The 25017-nt window shown below is 51.6% G+C and carries 26 protein-coding genes and 1 pseudogene; 10 read left to right on the top strand and 17 right to left on the bottom strand.

Going from position 1 to position 25017, the window contains the following annotated elements; all coding sequences use genetic code 11:
- Window positions 1-3: 3 nt before the first annotated feature.
- Window positions 4-177, bottom strand: a complete 174-nt coding sequence (locus E6P06_RS15485) for a GhoT/OrtT family toxin (RefSeq protein WP_003020198.1) — start codon at window positions 175-177, stop codon at window positions 4-6.
- Window positions 178-369: 192 nt separating this feature from the next.
- On the opposite strand from E6P06_RS15485, the gene yncL reads away from it, so the two are divergent.
- Entirely contained in the window at window positions 370-465 is a 96-nt protein-coding gene (yncL, locus tag E6P06_RS15490; RefSeq protein ID WP_071524268.1) for a stress response membrane protein YncL, read from the top strand.
- A gap of 120 nt (window positions 466-585) precedes the next feature.
- Here yncL and E6P06_RS15495 read toward each other — a convergent pair whose 3' ends face one another.
- On the bottom strand, window positions 586-1365 hold the full coding sequence (locus E6P06_RS15495; protein ID WP_032939116.1) for a helix-turn-helix domain-containing protein: 780 nt from the start codon (window positions 1363-1365) through the stop codon (window positions 586-588).
- Between the two features lie 101 nt (window positions 1366-1466).
- Here E6P06_RS15495 and E6P06_RS15500 point away from each other — a divergent pair, with 101 nt between their 5' ends.
- A complete protein-coding gene (locus tag E6P06_RS15500) occupies window positions 1467-2594 on the top strand; it encodes a multidrug effflux MFS transporter (protein ID WP_139935429.1) in 1128 nt (375 codons plus the stop codon).
- Between the two features lie 193 nt (window positions 2595-2787).
- Here the strand turns inward: E6P06_RS15500 and patD are convergent, their stop codons facing one another.
- From patD to E6P06_RS15535, 7 genes and pseudogenes are all read right to left on the bottom strand, one after another.
- Window positions 2788-4215 (bottom strand): aminobutyraldehyde dehydrogenase, encoded by a 1428-nt coding sequence (gene patD / locus E6P06_RS15505; protein ID WP_139935430.1) that lies wholly within the window; start codon window positions 4213-4215, stop codon window positions 2788-2790.
- Between the two features lie 21 nt (window positions 4216-4236).
- Window positions 4237-5043, bottom strand: coding sequence for an ABC transporter permease (locus E6P06_RS15510; protein ID WP_003020204.1), 807 nt, complete (start codon window positions 5041-5043; stop codon window positions 4237-4239).
- The gene (locus E6P06_RS15515; protein ID WP_003843727.1) at window positions 5033-5977 is read right to left on the bottom strand and encodes an ABC transporter permease; all 945 of its coding nucleotides are present in this window, start codon (window positions 5975-5977) and stop codon (window positions 5033-5035) included. Before E6P06_RS15515 ends, E6P06_RS15510 begins: the two co-directional genes overlap by 11 nt.
- On the bottom strand, window positions 5978-6994 hold the full coding sequence (locus E6P06_RS15520) for an ABC transporter ATP-binding protein (RefSeq protein ID WP_139935431.1): 1017 nt from the start codon (window positions 6992-6994) through the stop codon (window positions 5978-5980). It abuts the gene before it with no gap.
- Window positions 6995-7010: 16 nt separating this feature from the next.
- A complete protein-coding gene (gene ydcS / locus E6P06_RS15525; protein ID WP_003020212.1) occupies window positions 7011-8156 on the bottom strand; it encodes a putative ABC transporter substrate-binding protein YdcS in 1146 nt (381 codons plus the stop codon).
- A gap of 328 nt (window positions 8157-8484) precedes the next feature.
- Window positions 8485-9894, bottom strand: a complete 1410-nt coding sequence (locus E6P06_RS15530) for a PLP-dependent aminotransferase family protein (protein ID WP_016150280.1) — start codon at window positions 9892-9894, stop codon at window positions 8485-8487.
- Window positions 9895-9986: 92 nt separating this feature from the next.
- Window positions 9987-10178, bottom strand: a pseudogene (locus E6P06_RS15535) (type II toxin-antitoxin system HicB family antitoxin); the annotation flags it as partial.
- 234 nt (window positions 10179-10412) lie between these two features.
- Here E6P06_RS15535 and E6P06_RS15540 point away from each other — a divergent pair.
- From E6P06_RS15540 to E6P06_RS15555, 4 genes are all read left to right on the top strand, one after another.
- Complete coding sequence (locus tag E6P06_RS15540; protein ID WP_139935432.1) at window positions 10413-11816, top strand: cytochrome ubiquinol oxidase subunit I; 1404 nt, start codon at window positions 10413-10415, stop codon at window positions 11814-11816.
- Window positions 11816-12826, top strand: coding sequence for a cytochrome d ubiquinol oxidase subunit II (gene cydB / locus E6P06_RS15545; protein ID WP_139935433.1), 1011 nt, complete (start codon window positions 11816-11818; stop codon window positions 12824-12826). The genes E6P06_RS15540 and cydB overlap by 1 nt, the downstream gene beginning before the upstream one ends.
- Window positions 12826-12951: a DUF2474 domain-containing protein gene (locus tag E6P06_RS15550; protein WP_003020230.1), complete on the top strand. Its 126-nt coding sequence runs from the start codon at window positions 12826-12828 to the stop codon at window positions 12949-12951. The genes cydB and E6P06_RS15550 overlap by 1 nt, the downstream gene beginning before the upstream one ends.
- Window positions 12952-13140: 189 nt before the next feature.
- Entirely contained in the window at window positions 13141-13371 is a 231-nt protein-coding gene (locus tag E6P06_RS15555) for a DUF2554 family protein (RefSeq protein WP_003020233.1), read from the top strand.
- A 3-nt stretch (window positions 13372-13374) separates the two neighbouring features.
- Here the strand turns inward: E6P06_RS15555 and E6P06_RS15560 are convergent, their stop codons facing one another.
- Complete coding sequence (locus E6P06_RS15560) at window positions 13375-15336, bottom strand: U32 family peptidase (RefSeq protein ID WP_003020237.1); 1962 nt, start codon at window positions 15334-15336, stop codon at window positions 13375-13377.
- A 79-nt stretch (window positions 15337-15415) separates the two neighbouring features.
- Complete coding sequence (locus E6P06_RS15565; RefSeq protein WP_003836127.1) at window positions 15416-15952, bottom strand: helix-turn-helix domain-containing protein; 537 nt, start codon at window positions 15950-15952, stop codon at window positions 15416-15418.
- Window positions 15953-16056: 104 nt separating this feature from the next.
- On the opposite strand from E6P06_RS15565, the gene E6P06_RS15570 reads away from it, so the two are divergent.
- Entirely contained in the window at window positions 16057-17223 is a 1167-nt protein-coding gene (locus tag E6P06_RS15570) for a benzoate/H(+) symporter BenE family transporter (RefSeq protein WP_139935434.1), read from the top strand.
- Here the strand turns inward: E6P06_RS15570 and E6P06_RS15575 are convergent.
- Window positions 17206-18075: an AraC family transcriptional regulator gene (locus E6P06_RS15575; protein ID WP_003836123.1), complete on the bottom strand. Its 870-nt coding sequence runs from the start codon at window positions 18073-18075 to the stop codon at window positions 17206-17208. The genes E6P06_RS15570 and E6P06_RS15575 overlap by 18 nt on opposite strands.
- Window positions 18076-18260: 185 nt before the next feature.
- Here E6P06_RS15575 and E6P06_RS15580 point away from each other — a divergent pair, with 185 nt between their 5' ends.
- Window positions 18261-19169, top strand: a complete 909-nt coding sequence (locus E6P06_RS15580; protein WP_139935435.1) for a DMT family transporter — start codon at window positions 18261-18263, stop codon at window positions 19167-19169.
- A gap of 37 nt (window positions 19170-19206) precedes the next feature.
- Here E6P06_RS15580 and E6P06_RS15585 read toward each other — a convergent pair whose 3' ends face one another.
- The 3 genes from E6P06_RS15585 to tehA form a co-directional block, all read right to left on the bottom strand.
- Window positions 19207-19878, bottom strand: a complete 672-nt coding sequence (locus E6P06_RS15585) for a DUF3313 domain-containing protein (RefSeq protein ID WP_003020253.1) — start codon at window positions 19876-19878, stop codon at window positions 19207-19209.
- Window positions 19879-20046: 168 nt separating this feature from the next.
- Window positions 20047-20643: a tellurite resistance methyltransferase TehB gene (tehB, locus tag E6P06_RS15590; protein ID WP_003836119.1), complete on the bottom strand. Its 597-nt coding sequence runs from the start codon at window positions 20641-20643 to the stop codon at window positions 20047-20049.
- Window positions 20643-21644 carry a dicarboxylate transporter/tellurite-resistance protein TehA gene (tehA, locus tag E6P06_RS15595; protein ID WP_139935436.1) on the bottom strand — a complete coding sequence of 334 codons (1002 nt, stop codon included), beginning with the start codon at window positions 21642-21644 and terminating at the stop codon, window positions 20643-20645. Before tehA ends, tehB begins: the two co-directional genes overlap by 1 nt.
- Window positions 21645-21757: 113 nt before the next feature.
- Here tehA and ydcK point away from each other — a divergent pair, with 113 nt between their 5' ends.
- Complete coding sequence (gene ydcK / locus E6P06_RS15600; protein ID WP_138828558.1) at window positions 21758-22738, top strand: YdcK family protein; 981 nt, start codon at window positions 21758-21760, stop codon at window positions 22736-22738.
- Here ydcK and rimL read toward each other — a convergent pair.
- Window positions 22730-23275 (bottom strand): 50S ribosomal protein L7/L12-serine acetyltransferase, encoded by a 546-nt coding sequence (rimL, locus tag E6P06_RS15605; RefSeq protein WP_003836113.1) that lies wholly within the window; start codon window positions 23273-23275, stop codon window positions 22730-22732. The genes ydcK and rimL overlap by 9 nt on opposite strands.
- A 218-nt stretch (window positions 23276-23493) precedes the next feature.
- On the opposite strand from rimL, the gene alr reads away from it, so the two are divergent.
- Window positions 23494-24720, top strand: a complete 1227-nt coding sequence (gene alr, locus E6P06_RS15610) for an alanine racemase (RefSeq protein WP_003020268.1) — start codon at window positions 23494-23496, stop codon at window positions 24718-24720.
- 66 nt (window positions 24721-24786) lie between these two features.
- Here alr and E6P06_RS15615 read toward each other — a convergent pair whose 3' ends face one another.
- Window positions 24787-25011: a YdcH family protein gene (locus E6P06_RS15615; RefSeq protein ID WP_003020276.1), complete on the bottom strand. Its 225-nt coding sequence runs from the start codon at window positions 25009-25011 to the stop codon at window positions 24787-24789.
- Window positions 25012-25017 lie beyond the last annotated feature (6 nt).

Below are 25017 nucleotides of genomic sequence, written 5' to 3' on the forward strand. Positions count from 1 at the left end.
TCATCAGAAGAGAGAGAACATTAACGCGACGGGAAAACTCATCGGCCAGGTCGCACCGACTAATACCGCGCTGAGAAAGCGAATTCGCTTTTTATCGCGGGAAAGAAACCAGGTGATGATTGCCGTGATAACGGCCATCACCGCATAAAAAACCAACATTTTTTGGTACAGAGACATGTAAGGCATCCGGGCCGAAAGGTGAAATCGCGCGCAATATGCTCTTTTTCATGACCCACATCAAGTTTTATTAATTAATTTAAGAAAAGTGGCTGTAAAACAACCCATTTTCATTATGTTCAGAATTCGTACTATTGCGGATAGTTATAACCCGTACTATACCCATATGGGTTAAAACGAAAGGTGGCACAAATGAATGTTTCCAGTAAAACGGTGGTGCTGATAAATATATTTGCTGCTGTAGGACTTTTCAGTCTGATTTCCGCAAGGTTCGGCTGGTTTGCTTGATGTGGTTCTTGTTTGATTAATTGCAGCGTCCGTTGGCAGAGAGGGACTTCTCTCTGCCATTAGTAAACTATTTTCCCATTCTCGCACTGCCGGGTAAATTATCCTTAGTATGTAATACCCCTAATCCTTCTGCGGCATTATATTGCCCGAATAACGGCCTGGTGTTGTGCCGGTATGCTGATGGAAGAAAGCAATAAAAGCACTGTCGCTGACAAACTCCAGATATTGCGCGACCTGGCTGATATGGCATCCGTCAGCCAACATCTCCATGGCTTTTAACAGCCTAAATTGCTGCCGCCAGTCCTGATAATTCATCCCGGTATCCCTGATAAATATTCGACCTATTGTCCTTTCGCATGCCCCAACCTGTCGGGACAATTGATTCAGTCGTGGTGGCAGTTCGCCCATGCGTAATCCTTCAAGCCACACGTTAAGCCGCGGATCTGAGGGATACTGCAATGTCCAGTTTTCACTGTGGGCGGCACGCATTTCCTCACAAAATACGGTGATGAGACTGGTCTGCTGCGCGGCAGGCATCTCCCATGACCAGAAAGACATACGTTCTATCACCTCAAAAAAGAGAGGGTTAACGTCGACTATCTGCAGCGGTAAATCAGATAACGGCAACGTGGTTGAGAAGTACAAAGAACGATAAGCCATCACGCCGCGCATTATGGCGCGATGTACCGTACCGGCTGGGATCCAGACCGCACGACGTGGCGGTAGCAGACACAACGCCTGTTCCAGCTCAATCGTAATGCTTCCCGCTGCCGAATAAAGTAGCTGATGACGAAGATGGCTGTGCCGTCCTGAATCGTGTACGCCCATCTCGGAAGCAATCCCGATTACCGGTTTATCAAAGCTGTCCGCATCAAAAGCATCATCCGGGGCAATTTTCATCTTCTGTCCGATATCTGACATTTATAGTCCTGATAATGGTAATACGACATTTTCCTTTCAGCAATAATGCCCACCTGTTTTCTGTTTCTCTGGATATTGCTATGAACACATTTCATCGACCGCCGCTGTGGCTTCTCACACTCCTGATTATGTTTCCACAACTGGTGGAAACCATTTACAGCCCGGCATTGCCAGGTATTGCGACGTCTTATCACGTCAGCAGTGAGCGCGCGGCTCAAACACTCTCCGTTTATTTTGTTGCCTTCGCCGTCGGCGTGGCGATGTGGGGATGGCTGAGCGACTGCATCGGGCGACGCCGGGCGATGATGGCTGGACTCCTGTGCTACGCCACGGGTTCCCTCATGGCCGTTGTTGCCACTGATTTCAGCGTTCTGCTGCTGGCACGGATGGTCTCGGCCATTGGAGCTGCTGCCGGATCTGTAGTGGTACAGACCATGCTAAGGGACAGCTATGAATCAACTGCGCTATCCCGCGTCTTTTCTGTGATGGGTGCCGCGTTGGCATTGAGTCCGGTTTTCGGTCTGCTAAGCGGAGGATGGTTGGTCAGTTTGTATGGTCATACCGGGGTATTTATTGCCCTTGTGCTGCTGGCGCTGCTACTGCTGATGCTGACCGTGACCATGCTGCCAGAAACCCGGCCCGAACATACGCTCAGACCAAGGCTTGCTGCGCTACTCTCCCGCATGGCGCGTGACTATGAGCTGTGGAAAAACGCCATACTGGTTGCTCTACTGAACACCATGCTGTTTAGCTATTACAGCCTGGCGCCGTTTCTTTTTGGGCAATTGGGATGGTGCTCCAGAGCCTTTGGCTTGACGGGGTTGCTACTTGCGTTTGCTTCTCTGTCGGGTAGCCTGCTGAACCAAAGACTGTTAACGACAGGTCTGACGCCGGAACAACTGGTACGTTATGCCTGTGCGCTGGCAGCGTTGTCAGGTCTCGTAGCGTGGTGCTTACAGCACTCTGCGTGGATCCTGATTCCGGTGTTCGGCGTGGTGATTGCCTATGGTATCGCCATTCCCAATGTGCTGAGTCAGGCGCTGCGTCATTATCGTGAACAGGCCGGAGCCGCGGGGGCATTGTTTGGATTAAGCTATTACCTGTTGCTGGGAATGATGCTGGGATTTGCAGGCATGGTGCAACAACTGGGGCTAGTTCTGAGCGTCTGTGCCCTACTCGCCTGGCTTTGCAGCCTGGGCCGCAGATAAACCCGATGGCGCTCCTGAAAGCACAAAGCCCCGACATTCAACCGGGGCTTTGTTGTATCAATTAGCCTGACCTCGCGGATATTTCCAACTTACCGCCGTCCGATGGCGACGAGGCCAGTGGCGCGAATAGTATAGACACACGTTTGCCGATATTTAGCTATCCGTGCCCCATTTACCGCTCGCGCTTAAAAGATTACTCATGCTTGATCATGACATGGCGAACAATCGTGTAATCTTCCAGCCCATAAACCGACATATCCTTGCCATACCCAGACTGTTTTTGCCCACCGTGCGGCATCTCGCTAACCAGCGTGAAATGGGTATTGACCCAAGTGCAACCATATTGCAGGCGAGCGCTAAAGCGATGCGCACGCCCAACATCCCGGGTCCAGACGGAAGATGCCAGTCCGTATTTCGAATCATTTGCCCACGCCAGCACCTGATCTTCATCATCAAATACGGTCACGCTGACCACCGGGCCGAAAACTTCCCGCTGCACGATGGCATCTTCTTGCTTCGCCCCGGCCAGCAGCGTTGGGGCAAAGTAGTAGCCTGCGCCATCCACTTTCTTGCCGCCGGTGATAACTTTGATATGCCCCAGGGCTTTGGCCTCATCGACAGCTTTAGTCACGCGATCAAGATGTGCCTGCGAACTTACCGGTCCCAGTTCCGTCGATTCGTCGTTCGGCGCACCAATTTTCAGGCTGGCAACCGCGGCGCCGAGTTTCTCAACCAACGCGTCATAAATGCCTTTTTGGGCATAGATTCGACAAGCGGCGGTACAGTCTTGCCCGGCATTGTAATAACCAAAGGTCCGCACGCCGCTCACTACCGCATCCAGATCGGCATCATCAAAAATGATCACCGGAGCTTTGCCGCCCAGTTCCATATGTGTGCGCTTAATTGACGGCGCGGTGTGCTGAATAATGTGTTCACCGGTTGCAATGGAGCCAGTCAGAGAAACCATGCGGACTTTTTCATGGCCGGTCAGCGGATCGCCCACCGTTTTACCGCGACCAAACAGGACGTTGATAACGCCAGCCGGGTAAATATCTTTGGCAAATTCAGCCAATTTAAGCGCCGTCAGCGGGGTAATTTCTGATGGTTTAATCACCACACAGTTTCCCGCAGCCAACGCTGGAGCCAGCTTCCACGCTGCCATCATCAGCGGATAGTTCCACGGTGCAATAGAGGCCACCACGCCGAGCGGATCACGGCGAATCATCGACGTATGTCCTTCCAGATACTCCCCGGCCGCCTGTCCTTGCAGAGTTCGAGCAGCCCCGGCAAAGAAGCGGAAAACGTCGACAATAGCTGGAATTTCATCGTTGAGGACACAGTGCAGTGGCTTACCGCAGTTAAGTGATTCCAGCTCAGCGAAGGTTTGCGCGTTATCGGCAATAGCGTCCGCCAGTTTCAGCAGCAGTTCAGAGCGCATTTTCGGCGTGGTTTGCCCCCAGGTGGCAAACGCGGTGTCTGCCGCACGTACCGCGGCATCAACCTGCATGGCTGACGCCTCAGCAATCTCCAGAATGAGTTCACCAGTGGCAGGGTTATAGACTGGCTGCTTTTCACCTTCACCGTTGACCAGCTCGCCATTAATCAGTAATTGATGTTGCATAGCAATTTCCCATATCGTCGTTTATTTACCGTTTCCGGCGAGAGTGTCGCCTTCACGCGTTAGCCACCAGGCCCCTAAAATTGGCAGTGTTGTCACCAGCATTACCAGCAATGCCACAACGTTGGTGACCGGCACATCCCGTGGACGGCCCAGTTGATTAAGCAGCCACAGCGGAAGTGTTCTTTCATGTCCGGCGGTGAACGTTGTCACGATGATTTCATCAAACGACAAGGCAAACGCCAGCATCCCGCCCGCCAGTAGTGCCGATGCCAGATTGGGCAGCACGACGTAACGAAAGGTTTGCCAGCCGTTGGCGCCAAGATCCATAGACGCTTCAACCAGACTCCATGAGGTACGGCGAAAACGCGCCACAACGTTGTTAAACACCACCACCACGCAAAACGTCGCATGGCCCACTACGATCGTGAGAAAACCCGGTTCCAGGTTGATGGTTTTAAACGCCGTCAACAGCGCAAGGCCGGTAATAATGCCCGGCAGCGCGATCGGCAACAGTAGCAACAGCGATATTGCACTTTTGCCAAAAAAGTCCCTACGCCACAGCGCGGCCGCGGCCAGCGTCCCCAGAACAAGGGCAATAGCGGTCGACAACGCAGCGATCTTAAGTGACAACGTCACAGACTCCAGGATATCGCTACGCTGCGCCGCAACGCTAAACCACTTCAGCGTTAATCCCTGCGGTGGAAAACTAAAAGCAGCCTCCTCAGTATTAAAAGCATAGGTGGCGATGATGAGGATGGGAAAGTGCAGGAAAATAACCCCGCCCCATGCCGCCAGTTTGAGTAACCAGGGCGCGCGTTCAGAGTGCATCGAAAGCTCCCAGACGCTTCACGAACGCCAGATACAGTGCGATTAACACAATCGGCACCAGAGTAAATGCCGCCGCCATCGGCATATTGCCGATCGCCCCTTGTTGCGAATACACCATGTTGCCGATGAAATAGCCTGGTGGTCCCACCAGCTGTGGCACGATAAAGTCGCCCAACGTCAGAGAGAAGGTAAAGATAGATCCCGCAGCGATACCGGGTATTGCCAGCGGAAGAACCACATAGCGGAAGGTTTGACGCGGACGCGCGCCCAAATCAGCGGAGGCCTGTAACAGTGACGGCGGAAGTCTCTCCAGTGCGGCCTGTACCGGCAGGATCATAAACGGCAGCCAGATGTATACGAACACCAGAAAGCGCCCTAAGCCTGAAGTCGACAACGTATTGCCGCCTACCGCAGGCAGCGTCAGGAACGAAAGCAGTAGCGGCTCCAGCCCAAGATGGGTTAAAAACCACTGCGCCACACCGTCTTTAGCTAACAGCAGCGTCCACGCATAGGCTTTAACGATGTAACTGGCCCACATTGGCAACATTACGGCAATGTAAAAAAAGGCTTTCATTTTGCCGCTGGTATAGCGCGCCATATACCACGCCATCGGAAACGCCAGAATCGCGCTGGCAATGGTGACCGCCACCGCCATCGTCAGGGTACGCAAAATGATGTCGTAGTTAGCAGGATTAAACAGCGCCTGCAAATTCGCCAGCGTCAGGTCCGGCGTGACCGACATAGTGAAATCGTCGAAGGTATAAAAACCTTGCCACAACAGCGTCAGTAATGAGCCGAAGTAGACAATGCCAAACCACATCAGTGGTCCAAGGAGCAGCAAAAACAGCCCCATCCCCGGATTACGCCAGAAGTAACCTGAGATCCGGTTCAGGCTTGTCGACTGTGGAGGCGAATGTAAGACGTTCATAGCCATTCACCTCTCCTCAACCAGCGGTACCATCACGTCGCGGGACCACGATGCCATCACCTGCTGACCCGGCGACAACGTTGACGGTAGCATTTCTCCCGTCAGGTTCACCTGGCTAACCAGCAGTTTTTCCCCTCCGGCAAGTTTCAGCTCAAACCGCGTCGCCGCCCCCTGATACTGCACCGCCTGAATAACACCCCGGGCCTGGACTTCTCCTCCGGCATCATTCAAGCGAATGTGTTCGGGACGTAGGGAGAACATCCCCTGTAGCCCACAAACGTTCGCCGACATCGTCGCATCAAAGACATTTGACGTTCCGACGAAACTTGCCACAAACGGCGTCCGCGGACGCATGTACAGTTCACGCGGAGAATCCACCTGTTCGATGCGACCGTTATTAAACACCGCCACCCGATCGGACATCGACAGGGCTTCACCCTGATCGTGGGTGACAAAGATGAAGGTGATGCCAAGGGATTGCTGTAATTTTTTCAGCTCCAGTTGCATCTGCTCACGCAGTTTGAGATCCAATGCCCCGAGCGGTTCATCCAACAGCAGGACGCGCGGTTCATTGACCAGCGCCCGGGCAATCGCCACACGCTGACGTTGCCCACCGGAAAGCTGCGACGGTTTACGTTCATAAACAAAACCGAGTGCGACCTTATCCAGTGCTTCACGTGCTTTCGCGTGGCGTTGTTTTTTATCAATGCCTTTAACCATCAGCCCATAGGCGACGTTGTCGAGGATCGACATGTGCGGGAATAACGCGTAATCCTGAAATACCGTATTGACGTCCCGTTCCCAGGGCGGTAATTCGCTGGCCTGTTTACCAAAAATAGTGATCGCGCCGCCTGACAGTTGCTCAAACCCGGCAATCAGGCGCAGACAGGTGGTCTTGCCGGAGCCGGATGGCCCCAGCATAGAGAAAAACTCACCGTCGTTAATCGCAATACTCACCCCATCCACTGCACGAACATCCCCATACAAACGCGAGACGTTATGAAACTCCACTGCGTACGTCATAAAACCCCCAGCGGAATTAACGACCACCCATAATGGCGATGTAATCCTGCGTCCAGCGACTGTAAGGAACGAATTTTCCACCTTCGGCAATCGGCGTTTTCCAGAAGGCAATTTTGTCAAAATAGCTATAGCCGTTGGTTTCACAGCCTTTTTCACCCAGTAACGGGCTGGCTTTACAACCTTCAGGCACCACTGGCAGAGAACCAAACCAGGCGGCTACGTCGCCCTGTACTTTCGGGGTTAATGACCAGTTCATCCATTTGTAAGCGCAAACCGGGTGTTTCGCTTCACTGTGCAGCATGGTGGTATCAGCCCATCCGGTAACCCCCTCTTTTGGGAAGACCGTGGCAATTGGCTGACCTTCGCCTTTCAAGGCGTTAGCCTGATAAGGCCAGGCGCTTGACGCCACTACGCCTTCGTTTTTGAAATCGCTCATTTGCACGGTGGTATCGTGCCAATAGCGATGGATCAACGCGTGCTGATCGCTCAGGACTTTGATCACCGCCTGATACTGTTTTTCAGTGAGCTGATAGGGGTCGGTAATACCCAACTGCGGCTGGGTGGCTTTAACGAATAATGCGGCGTCGGCAATATAGATCGGGCCATCGTAAGCCTGAACGCGACCTTTATTGCTTTTCCCGTCAGGCAGATTTTGTTCAACGAATACCACGTTCCAGCTGTCCGGCGGCGTTGGGAAGGTTTTGGTGTTATACATCAGCAGGTTTGGTCCCCACTGGTATGGCGTACCGTAAACTTTACCGCCAACGTTAAACCACTCCCCTTTTACCACTCGCGGATCAAGGGTTTTCCAGTTAGGGATAAGCGCAGTATTAATCGGCTGAACGCGTTTTCCCATTATCAGGCGCAGTGAGGCATCACCAGAAGCGGTTACCAAGTCGTAACCGCCTTTAGCCATCAGGCTGACCATCTCATCAGAGGTGGCCGCCGTTTTTACATTGACCGCACAGCCGGTATCTTTCTCAAACTGCGAGACCCAGTCATATTGTTTATCGGTTTGCCCACGTTCGATATAACCCGGCCAGGCAATAATATCCAGGCGGCCTTCCGGTTTATCTAATGATGTGGGGGGTTCGGCTGCCTGCGCAGTCATCAGCGTCATGCTGAAGGCACACAGGCTACTGAGGGCAAGTTGCTTGCTCATAACGTCTTACTCCTGTCGAAAAAATATTGAGCGGCAGCCTTGCCGTAAATATATGTCCTTTTCTAAAAATAGTCGGGGTGTTGTAAGCGTTCCTGCTGGTGCAAGGAAATTTAATCAGGTTGTGAGCTAACGCTCATTACGCTACAGACTCTGACCTGGGGGGTAATCTTCTGGAGTATAGACAAGGAGTTAGACGCAGAGGTGGCAATAGTATTAACTATTGATATTTTGTATGGCCGCACCCGATATAAATAATACCGTGGTTCAGCATTCACTATTTCGAAAATAAGAATGCGCTATTCATTTATATTGAATAGCGCGTTATGGTTTATTTCATCATTTCACGAATTAATTTGCCAAGCTGTTTTACGGCCTGCTCTTCGCGCTCTCCCCAGTGCCATGCAGTATTAAAACGAAAAAAACGTGTCCAGCTTCCCGAGGTCGAGAACATTTTCCCCGGCGCAATGCTGATGTGGTGTGCCAGCGCATGGGTACTGAGCACACCAGCATCAAGCGGTTCCGGCAGCTCCAGCCACAGAAAATAACCGCTGTCGTTGTGGTGAATTTTGACTTCCGCCGGAAGATGACGCAGCAGCGTTTGCCAGGCCTGTTGTTTACGTTCCGCCAACTGCCGACGCAAGCGTCGCAAATGCGCGTCATAGCGCCGGGTTGAAAGATAATCAACAAGTGCAAGCTGCATGGGCGAACTGGTAGATAAAGTACTCATTAGCTGGAGTCGCTGAATACGCCGGGCATGTTTCCCTGCTGCCACCCAGCCAATACGAAATCCTGGCACCAGACACTTCGAGAAAGACGAACAATGCAGAACGCTGTCGGCGCGATCCCAGGCTTTGGCAGGTAGCGGTTTTTCGCGGCCAAAGTACAGCTCGCTGTAAACATCATCTTCAATCAGCATTACGTGGTATTTTTCCAACAAGGCAACCAGACGCGCCTTTTTCTCTGCGCTGAGCGTAAAACCCAGCGGATTTTGGCTGTTGGTCATTAGCCAGCAGGCTTTTACCGGGTACTCCTGTAACGCCTGCTCCAACGCGGCAAGATCGATCCCCTCGTTAACGTCGGTGGCTACCGACAGCGCCTTCAGACGTAATCGCTCCAGGGCCTGCAACGCCCCGTAAAAACAGGGGTTTTCGACAATCACCCAGTCACCCGGTTCAGTGACTGCTTGCAGGCTCAGGTTGAGGGCTTCCAGCGCCCCGGTGGTGATGACGATTTCGTCCGGTGAAATGGTCATCCCCTGTTGAGCATAGCGACGGGCAATGGCATGACGCAGCTCAGCATTCCCCGGGGGCAGGTTTTCAATCACACTCATGGCGGTGGCGGTTTTACTCACCTGCGCCAACGAGCGGTTCAACTGTTGAAGTGGAAACAGACGCGGGTCGGGGAATGCGGATGCAAAGGGCATCACTGACGCATCCCGGCTGGCCTGCAACATATCAAAAATATAGGTATTGATATCCACCGCTTCGTCGCGCGTGACCTGCACCTGCGGCGCTGCCAGTTCACGTTCGGGGCGCGCGGCGACATAATAACCAGACTGCGGCCGGGCGATAATCCGCCCCTGGCTTTCCAGCAACTGGTATGCGTGTCCGACGGTCATAAAACTCATTCCGCTGCTGACCACTTGCTCACGCAAGGAAGGCAAGCGATCGCCTGGCTGCCATACGCCAGACGCAATTTGATCGCGAATTTGCTCTGCCAGTCGCTGGTACTTTTTCATTTTTGATCCTGATTACCGGTGTCGGTGACAATCACTGTGTATATCAGTTTACATAATCAGGGTATTTTTTATAACTGTTATAGTTAACAGTTTTACAACATCGTTAACGCCAGCTCTTTGCCTAAGGCGCGCGCAGCAATCTGCACGGCATCAATTTTTGTCGTGTGCTTTAAATCAAATAAACGGGTGATCTCCTGCTTAGGTCTGCCGATCCTGTTCGCCAGCTCCTGCAGGGTGATTTTTGATTCAAGGAAGGCATTCAGCAGAAGAACCTTTATACACACAAAGTAAACATTTATGATTACCTTTTAATTACCTTGCTATTAATATTGCAGAATTACTAACGTGGGGAGGACGCTATTTAATAACAGGAATCCAGCTTCCAGATTTCATATCAGCGTGTACAACCTATAACAGCACTGCAACTGTTATGGTTAAAAAGAACTGTTCTGTTTCTGCCCCGCATTGCTTCTCAGGCTTAGAATTGCGCCAAATCAATTTTGCCTGCGGAGTTAAGCATGTTCGGTCTTGACGCGTTTCACCTGGCGAGGATCCAGTTCGCGTTTACGGTATCCTTTCACATCATCTTTCCGGCCATTACCATCGGCCTCGCCAGTTATCTGGCAGTACTTGAGGGGTTATGGCTAAAGACGAAAAATCCCACCTGGCGTTCGCTATACCATTTCTGGTCGAAAATATTCGCCGTAAACTTTGGTATGGGTGTAGTTTCCGGGCTGGTGATGGCTTATCAGTTCGGTACCAACTGGAGTGGTTTTTCCGAGTTCGCCGGTAGCATCACCGGGCCGCTTCTGACCTATGAAGTGCTCACCGCCTTCTTCCTCGAAGCGGGCTTCCTTGGGGTAATGCTGTTTGGCTGGAACCGGGTTGGCCCAGGGCTTCACTTCTTTGCCACTTGCATGGTCGCACTGGGTACCATTATTTCAACCTTCTGGATCCTCGCCTCTAACAGCTGGATGCAGACACCGCAAGGCTATGAAATAGTTAACGGCCAGGTCGTTCCCGTTGACTGGTTCGCCGTTATTTTCAATCCTTCATTCCCTTATCGTTTACTGCATATGTCCGTTGCCGCTTTCCTCAGCAGCGCGTTGTTTGTTGCAGCGTCAGGTGCATGGCATTTATTGCGCGGGAATAACACCCCGGCTATTCGCGCGATGTTCTCAATGGCGCTATGGATGACGTTAATCGTCGCCCCGCTGCAGGCTTTGATTGGCGATATGCACGGTTTGAATACGCTGAAGCATCAGCCGGCAAAAATTGCTGCGATTGAAGGGCACTGGGAAAATCCGCCCGACGAACCAACCCCGCTACTACTCTTCGGCTGGCCGGATATGGAGCAGGAACGCACCCGCTATGGGCTGGAAATCCCGGCGCTGGGCAGTCTGATCCTGACCCATAGCCTGGACAAACAGGTCCCGGCACTAAAAGAGTTTCCTAAAGAAGACAGGCCTAACTCAACTATGGTGTTCTGGTCGTTTCGCATAATGGCCGGGCTAGGCATGCTGATGATCCTGCTGGGCGCTTTTGCCCTGTGGCTGCGCTATAAGCAGCGTTTATACACCTCGCGCCCTTTCCTGCGCTTTGCCTTGTGGATGGGCCCCTCAGGTCTGATTGCCATCCTTGCCGGTTGGGTGACCACTGAAGTTGGCCGTCAACCGTGGGTGGTTTACGGTCTGCAACGTACGGCGGATGCGGTTTCCGCACATGGTGATTTACATATGAGCATCAGCCTGCTGTCCTTCTTTGTGGTGTACAGTTCAGTGTTTGGTGTGGGTTACAGCTACATGATACGCCTGATCCGCAAGGGGCCACATGAAGATGACCCAACAATTCCGCCAACCGGCACGCCTGCCCGGCCGCTTTCGGCTGCCGTCCTTGATTCTCAACCGGAGGCTCATCGCTAATGGGTATCGATTTATCAGTTATCTGGTTTGTGATTATCGTGTTCGCCACGCTGATGTATATCGTGATGGACGGTTTTGATCTCGGGATTGGCATTTTATTCCCCGCGATTCAGGACGCTGATGACCGCGATGTGATGGTTAACAGCGTCGCTCCCGTATGGGATGGGAATGAAACCTGGCTGGTGTTGGGCGGGGCCGGGTTATTTGGCGCGTTCCCGCTGGCCTATGCGGTGATTGTCGATGCGCTGACGATCCCGTTGACCCTGATGCTAATCGGCCTGATTTTTCGCGGCGTCGCGTTTGAGTTTCGCTTCAAGGCCACGCCGGCGCATCGACCATTCTGGGATAAAGCCTTTCTCAGCGGTTCAATCCTGGCGACATTCACCCAGGGCGTGGTGGTGGGTGCCGTACTCAACGGATTTTCCGTTACCGGTCGCAGCTACAGCGGCGGTCCTTTCGACTGGTTGACCCCGTTCACGTTGTTCTGCGGCGTTGGCCTGGTTGTAGCCTATGCCCTGCTGGGGGCGACATGGCTGGTGATGAAAAGTGAAAATCCGTTGCAGGATAAAATGCGTCGCGTGGCCAAAAAACTGCTGCTGGCAATGTTGATTGTGATTGCCATTATCAGCCTGTGGACACCACTGGCGCATAGCGCGATTGCCGAGCGTTGGTTTAGTCTGCCCAACCTGTGGTTCCTGATGCCGGTTCCGCTGCTGGTTGCGCTTATCAGCATCTGGCTGTGGCGTTCGCTGGAGCAACATAACTGCCATACGCTGCCTTTTGTATTGACACTGGGGCTGATTTTCCTCGGGTTTAGCGGGCTGGGGATCAGTATCTGGCCACACATCATTCCGCCGTCCATTACGCTCTGGCAAGCGGCGGCTCCGGCGCAAAGTCAGGGCTTTATGTTGGTTGGCGCACTGCTGATTATCCCGATAATCCTGGTGTACACCTTCTGGAGCTACTACGTTTTCCGCGGCAAAGTTCAACATGGTGAGGGGTATCATTGATGCAACAAACAATCTGGAAACGCCTGATGTGGCTGGTGATCCTCTGGGGCGGCAGCGTGCTGGCCCTCGCCGCTGTTGGCATGTTCTTTCGTCTCCTGATGACGGCCGCCGGATTTAAGTCCTGAATCTCTCCCTGATAACACCCGGGCAGCGCTGCACTGCCCGGGTGTTACAAATCCCAACATCGACTAAACAAAAATGTAAAAAACATCAAAATGACAAAACAGAGATTGTCATTATCCCGATTAAAATATTGAATAGTCACCAGGCGAAATTATCGCCAATTCCGCAGCTAACGTACCAGAGGGTGCATGATGTTTAAGAAAGGGTTAACAGTGTTATTGCTGGCCAGCGCGCTTTTTTCCGGTCAACTTTTCGCTACTAATCAGGGACATGAATATCTTCAGGTGCAGGATGCCGATCATTTACTACGACACACGGCCGACAGCGATGAGCTGCGAGTGACGGCGGAAGAATCCGCCGCCGATCTTCGTGAACACCATCACTGGCAAAAATCACGCAAACCCGATACGCATCTGAGCTAACGATTAACCTTTACGCTTCGGCAGTGTCTTCATCAGTTCTTCCGGACTGACCGAAGCCACAACGCTACCCGGCAACGGCATCTTCAGAATGTGATGTTTCATCTTGCCGATCACGTGCATTTCGCACGGTCGGCAATCAAATTTCAGCGTCAGGACTTCATCGCCGTTAACCAGTTGCATCGGTGTCGCTTTCCAGCTCTTGATGTTCCCTTTCGCCTGTTTCGGACACAGGTTAAAGGCGAAACGCAGGCAATGTTTGGTGATCATCACCGGTACTTCGCCCTTTTCTTCATGCGCTTCATAGGCTGCATCAATCAACTGAACGCCATAACGGTGATAAAACTCACGCGCTTTTTGGTTGTAGACGTTAGCCAGGAAACTCAAGTGCGTTTGCGGATAAACCGGCGCTGGCTGGGATACTGGTTTGCGGCTACCGCGCTTATAGCTTTGCAGGCGCGCTGTATCCAGCATATCAACGGCTTCACGTCGTAACTGATTTAGTTGACCGTTTGGCACGAACAGCGCGCCCGGCAGATTCACCTGAATATTGCGGGCGTAGTACATAGTCTGCCCAAGTTTTGCCAGTCCGTCCTGTAGGTTACTCAACGCTTTTTCCGCATTGTTCGCTTCCTCAAACTGGCCATCCAGCGTATGGGTGATGCTCACGCCCTCTTCACTGGTGAGCGTCAGAATCAACTGCTCCTGCCAGCCGCCGAGCTCAATATCGATCGCAACACGGCGTTCACTGGAGGTTTTGGTTAACGCTTGCTGCCAGTTATGATCGAGGTTGCGATTCAGCGGATGATGTGGACGCACTTTGTGCAGATCGGCAGGCATTTCATTCGGCCATACCCGATAACGATTGTTCCCCGTTTTTTCCACGGTGTTGGCGCGGAATCCAACAACCTCACGTTTGATTAGCACGTTCAGGCCATCCCCGTTAGCCAGCGGTTCTGTCACCTCAACATCGAGATGATCTTTCGCCACCTTCAGGACTTCGCCGACCGGCAAACCGATAAACTTTGGTGAGTCGAATGCGCCGATATCCCCTTTACGGGCATTCACAAAATAATCGGTGCTGCCACGATGGAAGGTTTTCTCCGTGGATGGGGTAAAGAAATGTTCGGTACGTCCCGCTGATGAACGGGCCAGGTCGCCGCGCTCTTCAATGATGGCATCGAGCATCTGGCGATAATGCGCGGTAATATTCTTTACATAACTCATGTCCTTATAGCGCCCTTCAATTTTGAAGGAACGCACACCTGCGTCAATCAATGCGCCGAGGTTGGCGGTCTGATCGTTGTCTTTCATCGACAGCAGGTGTTTTTCATAGGACACCACGCGTCCCTGATCGTCTTTCAGGGTATACGGCAGACGGCAAGCCTGGGAACAGTCGCCACGGTTAGCACTGCGTCCGGTTTGCGCATGTGAAATATAACACTGACCTGAATAGGCAACGCACAGCGCGCCGTGAATGAAAAACTCAATGGTCGCATCGGTAGCCTGATGGATGGCGTTAATTTGCTCAAGGCTCAGTTCGCGCGCAAGGACAATCTGGGTGAATCCGACATCAGCAAGAAATTTCGCCTTCTCAACGCTGCGAATATCACATTGGGTGCTGGCATGCAGTTCAATCGGGGGAATATCCAGTTCCAGAATCCCCATATCCTGTACGATCAGAGCATCAACACCGGTCTGATACAAATCGGTAATTAACCGCTGCGCGGGTTCCAGTTCATCATCGTGCAAGATAGTATTTAGCGTCACAAAGATTTTCGCCCCATAGCGATGGGCGAAAGGCACCAGTTCGGCGATATCTTTCAGGCTATTACTGGCGTTATGGCGCGCGCCAAAACCCGGTCCACCAATGTAAACGGCGTCTGCGCCGTGCAAAATGGCTTCGCGCGCAATGGCGGTATCCCGAGCCGGGCTTAACAATTCAAGGTGATGAGGCTGCTGGCGCATACAGTTGTTACCATCCACAAGCGGTAAAAATGGCGGCTATTGTAGTCACAAGCGCAGCTTTTCGGAATAGTTTTCCCGATTAACTGCGCGGGTAATGGATCAGCGAATGAAAGTGCACCGTTTGTTCGCTGCTGTTACGGTAACTGTGTGCCATATCTCCGGCGAAACGGACACCCTCACCAGATTTAAGGGTGCGCCACTGCCCCTCAATACACATATCCAGCAGACCATTAATCACCACCACGTGCTCTATTACGCCGGTCTCATGCGGAGTAGATTCACTGAGCGCGCCGGGCGCCAATAGTATCGAAAAATGATCGAAGCACAGTTGAGGATCCCACGGGAACAACGGCGTGACGACCATTGCCTGCTGCTGGGGATCGAATGTTAGCGTGCCGTCTGACTCTGGTGGTGAAATAAACGTTGAAAACGGGACGTTCAGCCCAGTGGCAATTTTCCACAATGTCGCCACCGTTGGACTGGATTCATTACGTTCAATCTGCCCCAGCATCGCTTTTGAGACGCCAGTTTCCTCCGCCAGACGAGAAAGACTCCATTCCCGCTGGTGACGTAATGTCCTGAGCGTTGTGGCAAGATAGTGGGTTAAGTTGTCCATTTTCTCCTTCGTCGCTCTCCTTACTCGGGGCTACAGTTTAGCACTTGTACGCTATAACGCACAGTGCTACAGTGATTGACCGTTATAACGCACACGGAGTGAATATGCGTGCATTCTCCATCCCCCTGCCCACTGTATTATCGGGTTTTGTGGCGGTCCTGGTTGGCTATGCCAGTTCGGCGGCCATTATCTGGCAAGCGGCACTCGCCGCAGGTGCGACTACCGGGCAAATTGCAGGCTGGATGACCGCTCTGGGGTTAGCAATGGGGGTCAGTACGCTGGTGCTGACATTGTGGTATCGCGCTCCTGTACTTACCGCATGGTCAACGCCCGGTGCCGCGTTGCTGGTGACGGGCCTGCACGGTGTATCTATTCAGGATGCCATCGGCGTTTTTATCGTGGCTAACGCGCTGATTGTGCTGTGCGGCGTAACCGGACTGTTTGCCCGCCTGATGAAAATCATTCCCCATTCGCTGGCATCAGCCATGTTGGCTGGGATCTTACTGCGTTTTGGTTTGCAGGCATTTAATAGCCTGAACAGTGAGCTTATTTTGTGCGGTAGTATGCTGGTGGCATGGCTGGTGCTAAAAGTTATTGCCCCAAGATATGCCGTTATCGCTGCGATGTTAGTGGGTATTGCCATCGCCTTGATGAAAGGTGACATTGTCACTAATAATGTTAATCTGTCACCGGTTATCCCAGCGTTTATTACCCCGCACTTTTCATTAGCCCACAGTATCAGCATTGCACTACCGTTATTTCTGGTCACTATGGCTTCGCAAAATGCCCCCGGTATTGCGACCATGAAAGCATCAGGATATTCGTTACCCGTTTCCCCTCTGATTGTTTTTACGGGTCTACTGGCGCTGCTATTTTCACCTTTTGGCGTCTATTCCATCTGCATCGCCGCCATAACCGCCGCAATTTGCCAAAGTCCTGAAGCGCATCCGGATGCAAATCGACGCTGGCTCGCCGCAGCGGCAGCTGGCGTCTTCTATCTTCTGGCTGGGGTGTTTGGCGGTTCGGTTACAGGACTGATGGCAGCCCTGCCCGTAAGCTGGATCCAGATGCTTGCTGGTCTTGCATTACTCGGCACGATTAGCGGTAGTTTATATCAAGCCTTACATAATGAAGCTGAACGCGATGCGGCCATCGTGACTTTTCTGGTTACGGCCAGTGGTCTGACGGTATTTGGCATTGGGTCTGCATTCTGGGGGCTGGTTGTCGGCGGTATTTGCTACGCAGTGTTGACGTTATTTCGCCGCGCGTAGCTGCGTTGGTGTTTTACCTGTCACTTGTTTAAACCGGTTACTGAAATGACTCGCCGAACTAAATCCGCAGGCCATTGCAATATCCGACAGGCTGCGTGATGAATAACAGACCAGTTGCTGCGCTAGCGCCATACGGCGTTGCATGACGTACTGATGCGGCGCCATATTCATCGACTGGCGAAACATTCTGGCAAAATGGAATTCGCTTAGCGCTGCTTCACCAGCCAGATCGCTCAACGTTATGGGATACGCCAGATGTGCTTCAATATAGGCCAGCACGTTACGCAAGGTGGCAGGTGCAAGCCCTCCGGTGACAACGGGAAGCCGCCATTGAACGTTGCTGTAATGCTGGATCAGATGCGTTAACAGTAGTGAAGATGCCGCGCTAAGCGTGAGGTGATTAGCGGGTTGCAGCCAGTCGTTACCAAGCAAAAACTGACGGTAAACCGCCGTGATCCCCGGGTCACTGCCAAAAGTATGCTCGTCCAGCGTGAAGCTATAGGGGCTTTTGTCCCAGACTTTTTCACCCACTTCGCGCAGGTGAGCGTCGGTACAATAGAGATGAACAAAGGAAAGATCGTCACGAATATCCCAACTGGACTCACTCTCTTTTGGCATCAGGCAAAAACGATCCGGTCCGCCGCCATTCTTCCAGCCTCCCGCCGTTTTGTGATAACTCTCGTAGCCATCCGCGATGTATAAACTGAGCGTGTGGTGATCGCAATACTGGGTAATGGTGTCGCGCTTGTTTGACCAGGCAGCCAGTTGGATCCCCGAATGTAACGCAACTGATTCATGCAGCACGGCATTGTGTTTGCGTAAGTTTTCAAAGGCACCGTAGGGCTGAGACATACCATCACATTCAAAATAAGTTAGCAGGCTTTCAGTCTATATCAGCTACATATCGTTAACAGCTTCCTTTTCACCTTTACACTAAAAAAAGCGCAAGATTTTGCAAGTCCACCGCAAGCCGATGAAAGCCCCCTGCTACCCGACGTGGCACAGTGTGCGCCTGAAGACCAAAAAGAGAGAGTTGTATGAACGGACTGTTGTACTGCCTGGTGGTGGTGATTTGGGGAACGACATGGATTGCGATTTACCTGCAACAAGGCCCGGTTGCGGCGCCAGTTTCCATCTTCTGGCGCTTTGCCATCGCCAGCACCGTGATGATAGCCATCCTGCTGATCAGCGGGAAATTGCGTAAGCTTTCCGGACGCGACCATCTGTTTTGTCTGTTACAAGGTGGATGCGTTTTTTGCTTTAACTTCTGGTGTTTTTACACTGCCGCTGCGTGGATCAATACCGGTCTTGAATCCGTCATTTTCTCGATGGCGGTCCTGTTCAATGCGGTTAATAGCTACCTGTTTTTTGGTCAAAAACCACCAGGACGCTTTTATGTTGCCGCCGGGCTGGGGCTGACAGGTATCGTCACCTTGTTCTGGCAGGATTTGGTCAACAGCGGGTTGAATCACTCGCTGCTGCTGGGGATTGGTTTAAGCGCCCTCGGCACTTTTGGTTTCTCACTGGGCAATATGATAAGTCTGCGTCATCAGAAAAAAGGTCTCGAGGTGATGACCACCAACAGTTGGGCGATGCTGTACGGCACCGTGTTGATTGCTACCATTGCGCTGGTGCGCGGCGACAGCTTCACGCCACATTGGACCTTCAGTTATCTCAGTGCGCTGTTGTATCTGGCTATTTTTGGTTCGGTAATCGCCTTCGGCGCCTATTTCACGCTGGTCGGACGCATTGGTCCCAGTAAAGCGGCATACAGTACACTGCTTTTTCCACTGGTGGCGCTAACGCTGTCTACGTTGTATGAAGGGTATGTCTGGCAGGTTAATGCGATTGTGGGATTAGTATTGATTTTGCTGGGGAATCTGGTGATGTTTGCCCGACCAGAAGCGCTGATGGGTAAACTCGTATATCGTCGCCGGGCGGCATAAAAAAACGCACCATCCAGGGATGGTGCGTTCTTCGTTATTATTGTTTTTTATTTACGTCAAACATGGAAGCATCAGTCGCCATGTCATCAACAACTTTCTTCAACGTTTCGAACGCCATCGGCGTACTTTCGTTGTTCAGGTCTTTACCTTCACCCTGACGTACAACTTTAATGACAGGTTTATTGGTTGCCGCATCAATCAACTCACCTTCGAAAAAGAGGTGCGTGTCCATGGTACGGTGCCCCGTCGCCATTTGCGTACCCGCAACGAGCAGTGCAACCGGGACCACTTCATAGAACTGCAGCCCTTCTTTGCTGGTAGCAACACCGGTGATTGCCCCGCGGAAAATCAGACTGCGCGAGCCTGGCGTCGTAACCAGCGGTTTACGTTTTGCCAGGGCAGTTTTCATTTGGGTATTGGTATAGCTCAACAGCTTATCAAGAACCTGCTGACCGACCTGGGTGGTTGGTTTAGGAACCGGATAATACGTGATCGGGTTATAAACGATGTTATCGTATTTAGACTCATTAAAGTTGGGATCAACCCAACGCAGCACCGGCTGTCCGGTTGCAGATTTTGTTTCCTTCAGGCCTGAGTAATCTTTTAAAAAACCTGAATATTTATCAGGCTGCGTAATTTTTGAAGCACAGCCTGATAACGCCAGTAAACCCGTAAGCACTGCAACTTTAAATAAAGTTTGAGCACGCATGGAACGATCCCTTAGTATTTGCAGATATGCATCTGAAATAATAGCAAAAGGAAATCATTTTGGATGAACTAAAAATGGTAAGGCCCGCACAATTTTATCTTAACGTTTTCTTAATATTCAGCACGAAAAAAATGCTGAACGTAGAAAGAGTTATCACAAATGGGCAGGTCAGACCGTTTTACGCGCCAGCATTGTTGCAAAGCGTAGTTTAATTCGGTTGCCGTGCTCATCCGTACGATGAAGTTCACCTACGTCTTCGTTATATTTCAGCAGATCCCAACCTGTGTAGTAGCGGCGTAACTCCCCTGTTTTAAACGCAAACGGGAACCCAACGGTACACGGAAAATCATCGGTATCCATTGCCGCGACGATCAGGTTATACCCACCTGGGTTGGTGCAGCGCTGCATATTTTCAATCAGGCCCGGGATGGTTTTCGCGTCCAGGAACATCATCACCACGGTAGAAAGAATAAAATCGTATTCACCGTCAAAGTTTAGCGCATTGAGATCCGCCACCTCAGCGTGCAGATTAGTCAGCCCTTCCGCGTTTTTAATGCGTTCCAGATTGGCGATGCTCATCGGATTCTTGTCCCATGCGGTAACGTCATAACCGTTGGCCGCCAGGTACAGACTGTTACGGCCATTCCCGCAGCCCAGATCTAACGTTTTGCCTGGGGCAACAATTTTTGCCGCGTCGACAACATCGGAATGCGTGCGGGTCAAATCATATTTCTCAGTAAAGTAGTTTTCGTCACAACGGATCATTATTTATCCTCAGATTTCAGTAATGCAGCACGTTCGGTGCGAATAAGCAGTTTTCCCTGCATCAGCAATGCAAACGTACGTATCAGTAATAGCGCAATGATAAAATTGGTAAAAATAAACAGCGGGATCGCCAGCGTATGAAAAAAACCTGACTCGCTGCCGTGCCCTAAATGCAGCCCCGTAGTCGCCAGTGCCGACACGCCGAACGAGAAGCTCCAGAAAGACGCATTAAACGGCTGTGACAAATACCACGGCATCAGGCGTAGCATAAACAGAAGTTGCAGCAGACCATAGCCGAACAGCATTTTGGCTAACGTATCTCCCTCGCCACCGTTCACACTAAGCCACGCGCTACAGGCGACCAGCGCGGGTGCCAACTGTATACCAAGTGAAGTCCGTAAAACCGTCGGCAACTCGCCGCAGCTTCGTAAACGCTGCAGAATAACCGGCTCGAGGCTGAGCCAGGAAAATACCCCTGCGCCCAAAAACACCAACCCGGCATCGTTGAAGCCAAGCGCACCACAGGCCATGGCGCTGATAAAGTTATTGGCAACGGTTGGCAGATACAGACCCGGTGTGGTGGCCTCTTCCGGGTGCTCGCCACGCCATAATCCAGCCGTTTGCCAGGCTGCGTACGCCAGCTGTATCACCACGCCGATGGTGAACAACACAATCGCCAGCGGTCGATACCACGGGACAAAACCAATCGCGACCAGCATCGTTGTAGCCGGAAACAGACTGACAAAACTGCTCATCACCGGATGACGAATTTCCGCCAGTACGCTATGAGGAAAACGCAGTAAACGACTAATAAAGGCCAGCGTCAACAATCCCCAGATGACCATCGCAAGGATCACTAAACCGTCGCCAATCCAGTGGCTTACAGGCCATACCTGGCTGGCATATCGCCACGCGAACCCCATCCCGATGATGCCCAGTACCATGCCAAAATAACCGGCCGGAAGATTGAGGACTCGCTCACTTTGCTTGCTCTTGCTCATTTTGTTTATTTTTTAAAGTATATTTGAAATGCATTTTATGGAATTTCCACGAATTTAGCCAGTACGGAAAACTTTGCTACGTTTAACTAAGGTGCGCAACATGGAAATGAGCTATGACCAAATATCGTCTGGGCGATGAACCTCGCGCCTTTAGTTACCAGGATAATGGCAATAAAAAGAGCGTATTACTACGCCAGATAATTGCGCTCATTGATTTTAATGATGTCAAAGCCGGTACGCCCGGTGGCTGGATTGATGATGAAAGCGTGCTATCGCAAAGTGGCGATTGCTGGATTTACGATGAGAATGCGCTCGCGTTTTCCGGCGCGACGATATCCGGAAATGCCCGTATTACACAGGCAAGCGTGGTCAGAGATGGCGCGCAGATTGGCGATGCCGCCTGGATTGACCGAGCAGAAATCAGCCAAAACGCGCAAATACGTGACAACGTCACCATTCAGGATTCAGTTGTTCGCGGTGAGTGCCTTCTCTGCGGTGATGCGCGCATTGTGTGTGACTCTGAAATTATCGCCGCCAAAGGACTTACTCGTGAAAACGACCAGCTCCTGCAAATTTACGATCGAGCGATAGTCAGCAATTCACGCGTGGTGCATCAGGTGCAGATCTATGGTGATGCGATTATCAACTATGCCTTTATAGAACATCGGGCTGAAGTTTTTGATTTTGCACGGGTAGAAGGTAACGAAGAGAATAATGTCTGGATCTGCGATTGCGCTAAAGTCTATGGACATGCGCGTGTCATCGCCGGAACTGATGAAGACGCCATTCCTACCCTGCGCTATAGCTCGCAGGTGGCGGAACACGCGGAGGTTGAAGGTAATTGTGTGCTGAAGCACCATGTGCTGGTCGGTGGGCATGCAAAATTACGCGGCGGCCCAATTCTGCTGGATGGGCACATCCTGATTGAAGGCCACGCCTGTATTCTGGGTGAAGTGCTGATCGAGCATCATATTGAGATAAGCGGTCAGGCCCAAATTGAAGCCTTTGATGGCGATACGATCCATCTGCGCGGGCCAAAAGTGATCAACGGCGAACAACGTATTACGCGCACCCCTATCGCCGGTTTATTCTGAGGAGTCATCAATGATGCGGGCATAGAGATTCACATCATAGTAATCGCCATTGAGGAACTCCGCTTGTCGTAAGCATCCTTCCAGTTGGAAGCCATTGCGCAACGCCACCTGGTTGCTCTTGACGTTATCTACACGACATTTAATCACGAAGCGGCGAATCTCCTGGCGCTGCGCATAATGCTGAATCAATGCCTGTAGCGCCTGAGACAGAATACCTTTGCCCTGGTGATCTTCGTCCAGCCAATAACCTATATAAGCGGCTCTGTTCAGCGGTTCTATCTGGTTAAACGAGATAACGCCAGCCACCTCCCCTTGTTCGAAAATAAGGAACATTTTGGCGTAGCCGCGCTGATGCAACATCATATTACCCTGCACATTCTTGCGGGTGTCCTCCACAGAAGTCACAAACTGCGGCCAGTTCAGCGACTGCTGGAGCCAGACTTTATTTTTAAGCACCAACTGATGCAGAGGGGTGACGTGTTGTTCTTCGACGGCACGCAGTTCCAGCGCGTCACTAACGATAATTATTTCTGACATGTTTATCTCCTTTGCAATCATAAACGGGGCATTTCTGACTGGCAGTAGCCGATATTACTCTGTTTAGAGTCGGGGAGGTCTTATTTTTATGCTGTAACAGCAATCACTTAGAAAGAATCTCTGGCGTGGAACCCGTTACTCTGGTGATCCGGGTATCCCCTCATGGATAGACCGTAATGATGACAATAACACTTTCACTTTATTGCTAAGGAGCAAGCATGGCAGCACCTTTGGGTCGTTTAGCACTTATTCCGCTTTTACTGATTACCGCCTGTCACCAACCCGTTTCCTCCACTCAAGCAGGCCCCGTTCCCTTTGCAGTCAATCAGCAACAGGTCGTGGATAATACCACGCTGGAAATTTCCCGTAGCGCACTGGAATATAACATTCATAAAGTTCAGCAACTGCTGGCAGATAAAACCCGGATGTGCGCCATTCTTAAAGGAGACGCGTATGGCCACGATCTCTCACTGGTAACACCGGTGATGATGCAAAACGGCGTGCAATGTATTGGCATCGCCAGCAATGAGGAGATTAGAACCGTTCGCCAGTCAGGCTATACATCACAGCTCATGCGAGTTCGCAACGCGACGGAAAAAGAGATGCGCCAGGCAGCGGACTTCGATACCGAAGAGCTGATCGGTAATCTGGATATGGCTAAGCGTCTGAGTGCCATTGCTCAGGAGAAAGGTAAAATCATTCGTATTCATCTGGCACTGAACTCTGGCGGTATGTCGCGTAACGGTCTGGAAGTCAGTACCGCTGCAGGTCTGGAAGAAGCCCGCGCCATTTCCGCATTACCCGGCCTGAAAATTGTTGGCATCATGTCGCATTTCCCGGAAGAAGATGCTGCGGTGGTTAGACGCGATCTGGCCCGTTTCAACACGCAATCGGCCCAGGTACTGAAAATTACCGGGCTTAAACGCGAAGATGTCACCCTGCATGTTGCGAATACGTTCGCCACCCTGACCGTTCCTGAATCCTGGCTCGACATGGTCCGTGTTGGCGGTATTTTTTATGGCGATACCATCGCCAGCACCGAATACAAACGCGTCATGACATTTAAATCCGCCATCGCGTCGGTAAACCATTACCCCAAAGGAAACACCGTCGGATATGACAGAACCTATACCCTTAAACGTGATTCCGTTCTGGCCAATATCCCGACAGGTTATGCCGATGGTTATCGCCGTGTATTCAGTAACGCGGGACACGTGCTGATCCGCGGCCAGCGGGTTCCGGTCCTGGGTAAAACATCCATGAATACCGTGATCGTCGATGTGACCGATTTACCGCAGGTTGCATCTGGCGATGAAGTGGTACTGTTCGGTAAACAGGGAAATGCGCAGGTTAGCGCAGAAGAAGTCGAAGAAATTAGCGGCGCGCTGTTCACTGAAATGTCGATCCTCTGGGGGGCGACGAACAAACGCGTGATGGTCGATTAACACCTAAAACAGGAAGGGCTTCCTTTTCTCGCTGGAAGCCCTTTTACACAGCAAGCGCCATTCTACTTAGCTCTCACTGACACTCTCTCTTTGCAAAATTTTGAGCAAATCTTCCTTCAGGTGGAGTTTCTGTTTCTTAAGACGAACAATGTCCAAGCTATACCCCCGACCATCCGAACCTTCCAGTCTGGAGATCTCATGATCAAGGCTGTTGTGTTTTTCGAATAAGGACAGAAAGCGAGGGTTCTCGGATTTCAGTCGGGAAATAAGGTCTCTGTATTCTGGAAACATACTTTC

Source organism: Citrobacter sp. CF971 (assembly GCF_006385635.1).
GTDB lineage: Bacteria > Pseudomonadota > Gammaproteobacteria > Enterobacterales > Enterobacteriaceae > Citrobacter > Citrobacter freundii.

Excerpts from the sequence above, each read along its gene's own strand:
- E6P06_RS15485 (WP_003020198.1), bottom strand. The coding sequence starts at position 177 with ATGTCTCTGTACCAAAAAATGTTGGTTTTTTATGCGGTGATGGCCGTT.
- yncL (WP_071524268.1), top strand. The coding sequence starts at position 370 with ATGAATGTTTCCAGTAAAACGGTGGTGCTGATAAATATATTTGCTGCT.
- E6P06_RS15495 (WP_032939116.1), bottom strand. The coding sequence starts at position 1,365 with ATGAAAATTGCCCCGGATGATGCTTTTGATGCGGACAGCTTTGATAAA.
- E6P06_RS15500 (WP_139935429.1), top strand. The coding sequence starts at position 1,467 with ATGAACACATTTCATCGACCGCCGCTGTGGCTTCTCACACTCCTGATT.
- patD (WP_139935430.1), bottom strand. The coding sequence starts at position 4,215 with ATGCAACATCAATTACTGATTAATGGCGAGCTGGTCAACGGTGAAGGT.
- E6P06_RS15510 (WP_003020204.1), bottom strand. The coding sequence starts at position 5,043 with ATGCACTCTGAACGCGCGCCCTGGTTACTCAAACTGGCGGCATGGGGC.
- E6P06_RS15515 (WP_003843727.1), bottom strand. The coding sequence starts at position 5,977 with ATGGCTATGAACGTCTTACATTCGCCTCCACAGTCGACAAGCCTGAAC.
- E6P06_RS15520 (WP_139935431.1), bottom strand. The coding sequence starts at position 6,994 with ATGACGTACGCAGTGGAGTTTCATAACGTCTCGCGTTTGTATGGGGAT.
- ydcS (WP_003020212.1), bottom strand. The coding sequence starts at position 8,156 with ATGAGCAAGCAACTTGCCCTCAGTAGCCTGTGTGCCTTCAGCATGACG.
- E6P06_RS15530 (WP_016150280.1), bottom strand. The coding sequence starts at position 9,894 with ATGAAAAAGTACCAGCGACTGGCAGAGCAAATTCGCGATCAAATTGCG.
- E6P06_RS15540 (WP_139935432.1), top strand. The coding sequence starts at position 10,413 with ATGTTCGGTCTTGACGCGTTTCACCTGGCGAGGATCCAGTTCGCGTTT.
- cydB (WP_139935433.1), top strand. The coding sequence starts at position 11,816 with ATGGGTATCGATTTATCAGTTATCTGGTTTGTGATTATCGTGTTCGCC.
- E6P06_RS15550 (WP_003020230.1), top strand. The coding sequence starts at position 12,826 with ATGCAACAAACAATCTGGAAACGCCTGATGTGGCTGGTGATCCTCTGG.
- E6P06_RS15555 (WP_003020233.1), top strand. The coding sequence starts at position 13,141 with ATGTTTAAGAAAGGGTTAACAGTGTTATTGCTGGCCAGCGCGCTTTTT.
- E6P06_RS15560 (WP_003020237.1), bottom strand. The coding sequence starts at position 15,336 with ATGCGCCAGCAGCCTCATCACCTTGAATTGTTAAGCCCGGCTCGGGAT.
- E6P06_RS15565 (WP_003836127.1), bottom strand. The coding sequence starts at position 15,952 with ATGGACAACTTAACCCACTATCTTGCCACAACGCTCAGGACATTACGT.
- E6P06_RS15570 (WP_139935434.1), top strand. The coding sequence starts at position 16,057 with ATGCGTGCATTCTCCATCCCCCTGCCCACTGTATTATCGGGTTTTGTG.
- E6P06_RS15575 (WP_003836123.1), bottom strand. The coding sequence starts at position 18,075 with ATGTCTCAGCCCTACGGTGCCTTTGAAAACTTACGCAAACACAATGCC.
- E6P06_RS15580 (WP_139935435.1), top strand. The coding sequence starts at position 18,261 with ATGAACGGACTGTTGTACTGCCTGGTGGTGGTGATTTGGGGAACGACA.
- E6P06_RS15585 (WP_003020253.1), bottom strand. The coding sequence starts at position 19,878 with ATGCGTGCTCAAACTTTATTTAAAGTTGCAGTGCTTACGGGTTTACTG.
- tehB (WP_003836119.1), bottom strand. The coding sequence starts at position 20,643 with ATGATCCGTTGTGACGAAAACTACTTTACTGAGAAATATGATTTGACC.
- tehA (WP_139935436.1), bottom strand. The coding sequence starts at position 21,644 with ATGAGCAAGAGCAAGCAAAGTGAGCGAGTCCTCAATCTTCCGGCCGGT.
- ydcK (WP_138828558.1), top strand. The coding sequence starts at position 21,758 with ATGACCAAATATCGTCTGGGCGATGAACCTCGCGCCTTTAGTTACCAG.
- rimL (WP_003836113.1), bottom strand. The coding sequence starts at position 23,275 with ATGTCAGAAATAATTATCGTTAGTGACGCGCTGGAACTGCGTGCCGTC.
- alr (WP_003020268.1), top strand. The coding sequence starts at position 23,494 with ATGGCAGCACCTTTGGGTCGTTTAGCACTTATTCCGCTTTTACTGATT.
- E6P06_RS15615 (WP_003020276.1), bottom strand. The coding sequence starts at position 25,011 with ATGTTTCCAGAATACAGAGACCTTATTTCCCGACTGAAATCCGAGAAC.